This is a genomic window from Roseinatronobacter ekhonensis, from assembly GCF_900499075.1.
GTDB classification, from domain to species: Bacteria; Pseudomonadota; Alphaproteobacteria; order Rhodobacterales; family Rhodobacteraceae; genus Roseinatronobacter; species Roseinatronobacter ekhonensis.
In genome coordinates, this window is the sequence record NZ_UIHC01000109.1 from 1 (window position 1) to 3,796 (window position 3,796).

At 57.6% G+C, this 3,796-nt stretch carries 4 protein-coding genes; all 4 read left to right on the forward strand.

Annotated features, from left to right (window positions below; all coding sequences use genetic code 11):
* The first annotated feature begins 774 nt into the window (after positions 1–774).
* Complete coding sequence (locus ROE7235_RS21045; RefSeq protein ID WP_370743969.1) at positions 775–1,464, forward strand: SH3 domain-containing protein; 690 nt, start codon at positions 775–777, stop codon at positions 1,462–1,464.
* Positions 1,465–1,823: 359 nt separating this feature from the next.
* Positions 1,824–2,030 carry a hypothetical protein gene (locus ROE7235_RS18990; protein WP_121097502.1) on the forward strand — a complete coding sequence of 69 codons (207 nt, stop codon included), beginning with the start codon at positions 1,824–1,826 and terminating at the stop codon, positions 2,028–2,030.
* Positions 2,031–2,603: 573 nt separating this feature from the next.
* Entirely contained in the window at positions 2,604–3,185 is a 582-nt protein-coding gene (locus ROE7235_RS18995) for a helix-turn-helix domain-containing protein (protein ID WP_121097505.1), read from the forward strand.
* Positions 3,172–3,717, forward strand: a complete 546-nt coding sequence (locus ROE7235_RS19000) for a relaxase/mobilization nuclease domain-containing protein (protein ID WP_245964038.1) — start codon at positions 3,172–3,174, stop codon at positions 3,715–3,717. Before ROE7235_RS18995 ends, ROE7235_RS19000 begins: the two co-directional genes overlap by 14 nt.
* Positions 3,718–3,796 lie beyond the last annotated feature (79 nt).

Sequence of the window (3,796 nt, forward strand, 5' to 3'; positions counted from 1 at the left end):
CGAAACCCCTCAAGACTGATAACCAAAATACGCTGCCTCACGGCAACGCGTCACAGGTGGCCGGATACCCCGGAACAGGTGGCCGGATGTTGTCGGAATAGGTGGCCGGATCCTCCGGAATACGCAGCAAAGACACCGGGTGAGGCATAAGTCAGAGAGGGTCACCTTCGGGTGGCCCTTTCTTCGTTCTCAAGAGCGCGGGTTGAAATTCAGACGCGCGGTGCTGCTCTGCAGCAAGGGTTCATGTAAGTCATGACGGTGGCTATAGGAATTTCTCGTTTGCCGAATGGCGGCGCGGTATCTCAATGTAATCCTTGTCTGTTGTGCCTGTGATGCAAATGACATCTGTTGGGCAGCATATCACGCCACCTCAGGTTTTTCAGTCGATGCCCTTTTCCCCGGAACGCACCAAAGAGATACAATCGCGCATTGATGCGCGATTGCAGTCTGGTCAGGCGAACGATTGGGAGGTTTCGTTTCTCACAAACATGGCCACGCGCTTTCAGAAGTATGGAACCGACACGCGTCTGAGTAAGGCCCAATATGCCAGCCTACACAAAGTCTTGAAGTTGGAACGTGAGCCATCATCGCAGGCCAAATCACAGGCTAACGATAGCGCATCGCGTCCGGCCCCGATACGCAGACCCGCGTCTTACCAACCAAAAAGCTCGACCAATGTCTGTCACCCGTGCAATCACAGCACCTCGGAGGGCGGTGCGTAAGGCGCAGCGACAAATCATGGTGCCGCTTGTTATCGCTGTCGCATTCTTTGCGATGATTGGGTCCTTGTTCGATTCAACATCGTCGCGCTCCACATCCAACAACCCGCCAGCGACGTCTGCACCGCAAACGACGAGCGGAACTTACGTCTATGTGACGGGGACACGGGTCAATCAGCGGGACGGGCCGTCCACGTCTGATCGGGTCATGGGTGTTCTTGTTGAAGGCACGCGTGTCCAACTGCTTCGTGACGAAGGACAATGGGCGCAAATACGATCTGACTTGGGAACCGGCTGGATGTACTCGAGCTTTCTGTCTCCGAATGGGACATCTGTTGCGCAGCCAGTATCGCCAGATCGCGGTTTGCGCGCGAGCGATGTGCGGATCATCGACGGTGACACAATCAATGTGCGTGGCATTACGCCCAATGTGCGTCTTGTTGGCTTCAACACGCCCGAAACGTGGCAGGCGTCCTGCACAGCTGAGCGGCAGGTCGGGGAACGCGCAACGGCGCGTTTGAGTCAGCTGGTGCGGAATGCGGCGTCGATAGAATTTGAGCGCGTGGCCTGTTCATGCAGGCCTGGCACTGAAGGCACAGATCGTTGCAACTTCGGACGTCTCTGTGGATCATTGTTTGTCGACGGTCAGGATGTGGGACGCACACTGATTGGCGAAGGACTGGCCGTGCCATATCGGTACGGCCGGACAAGCTGTCCCCCACGTCCTCAAGCTTGGTGTCAGTAACATCGGAGTCATTCAACACCGAAAAATTGATCTTCGCTCGTAGCTGAAAAATCGTTCTCCTATTCGTTGAACGTTACAGACCAAATCCCGACACATTGCATCAACGCGACCCGAGCCTTCGTCCCAATCGAAATCAACGAGACCTGTAGCGACTGCGATATAGGCACATACATTTGGGTCTCTTCTTTTTGCTCATTGATGTGGATCGCACGGGGTCGGACCGGCCGTGCCCTGCGCTGCGCTCCGGCAAGCACAAATACGGCTTCCACGCCTGTGGCGCAGACCCTCCGCATTTGCGCTTGCGATCGGTCCTAAGCCCCCGTGCCAAAAAATCCCCATCGCAAAAAGGAGAGACCCAAATGACCAACCATTACGTCGCAACAGTTCCCGTCAAATACACCGACACCGAAGGCCAGGAGCGCACCCGTTTCCAACGTGTCGGGGCCATGTTCCGCAACACCCGCAACGGGGACGGCTCGGAGTTCTTCAGCCTCAAGCTCGACTTCCCCGTCGGGGTCCAGGAGCTGGTGATGTTCCCGCCAAGCTCTAAGGAACCCCAAGAGTAAATCCTCCCCGAGGATGGGCCGCCGGAAGGCGGCCCTATCTCTGTTCCAGAGATCGCTGTGCGTCCCGTTGAGACCTCTGCCTTTGGCCGCGGTCACGGTTACGGATGACAGGACTGCGGAGCAGTCCTGATGGTTTCCGCTGGGGTTGGAATAGTGCGGTGACAGAGCCGCCAGTCCGCCTCAAGGGGGCCATCCCCAAAAACCTATCGGCGGTGCCTTCCCGGTTTTTGCGGCAGAGAATTGACAAGCCAATTCTGGCCTCCCTTGACCCTGCCTGTCAGCCCCGTCGGTTGAGGATGTGCCCCGCCCCTTCGTTTCCGCCCGAACATTGCATGTTCAGCCGGACCTCAGGCGCGGGCACTGTTGAGAGCGGCCCATGTTGGTGCATGTGGCTGGCGTTTGTTGGCGCCCCTTGGGGCGCGGCCTCACCCCTGCGGTGCTCGGCGTAAAACGGAATACAAGGCTGCCTGCGCGCCTAATCACCCTAAGTATATTATTGACATATTAGTATAGTTTCGTATGATGGGTGCAGCCTTGTATGAAGGTGGCAGGAAATAGGGGGTCTTTCTTCGCATGTCTCGCTCAAAACGTCTCACCGATGCGCAACGCATGGAGATCGTGCGCGAAGCTGCGAACGGGGTCTCCACGTCCGTGCTTGCGGAGCGGTTTGGGGTGACGCCGCGGGCGGTGCAATACACGGTGAAGAGTGACGCAGAGCGGCAGCGCGATACGGCGGTTCCGGTGCTGGCTGTGAGCGTGAAGGTCACCCCTGAAGAGATGGCGGGGTTTGATGCTGTCCTTACTTCAGCGGGGATTGAGACGCGCTCGGAGGGGCTGCGGCGATTGATGCAAGCGGCAGGTGGCACGTTTGTGGCGGACGCTCAACTTGCTGCTGAGATGGCGCGCTACAGGGCCTCTTTGAATGAGGTTGGAAACGGTGTTGTGCAGATCGCAAAGCAGATGCAGAAGGCCAATCGCGCGGGGCAGGGATCTGGTGTCGAGTTCTCCGAATTGCGCCTAGCCCAGATGCGCGGGTTGGCGCGGTTCATCCTCGACAGTGCGGACGAGATTGACCTGCTTGTGCGTCGCCGTCGGGACGCAATGCAGTTGACTGCGACTGCTGCTTTGAGGGAGTTTGCGCATGCGGCTGAATGATGCGGTGGACGCTGTTACGGGTGAGGTGTTTCGGGATGGGTGGAGCCGCATCCGAGGCTCGATGCAGGGCCTGCATGTCTCCAAGCAGAAGCAGATGGTGCGCGCCGCAGCGGGGCATCGGGCAGCTGTGTTCAAAGCGATCCGGGGCGGCGGGACAAACAATAAATCCGAGCTTGCAAACCAGCTTGGGTATCTCACGACCAAGTCCACCCATATCGTCGACAGCAGCGGATTATTGGATGGCAAATCCAAGCTTGATCGCGGCGAAATCAAAGACCTCACCGAGCGCTTTGCGAAGCGCTGGAGCGCGGGGTTCAAACCCAAGCTCGGGCAGACCACACATCTGCTGATGTCGTTCCCGATTGGCACGCGCGGAGACGATGTGCGCGACATTGCCACCGACGTGGCTGAGCGGTTCTTCCAGAATGATCAAGGCCACTTTGATTACATCATCGCGGTGCATGAAGACCGCGACCATCCGCATTGTGAATCCCGGAGACAAAATGCCCACAGAAACGGTCTGATGATCTGACCGTCGCGGAGTAAAATTCCGCAATCTGACACCTGAAGCTGATGAGCGGAGGGTGGGGAGATGTATTCTGTGGACTTAT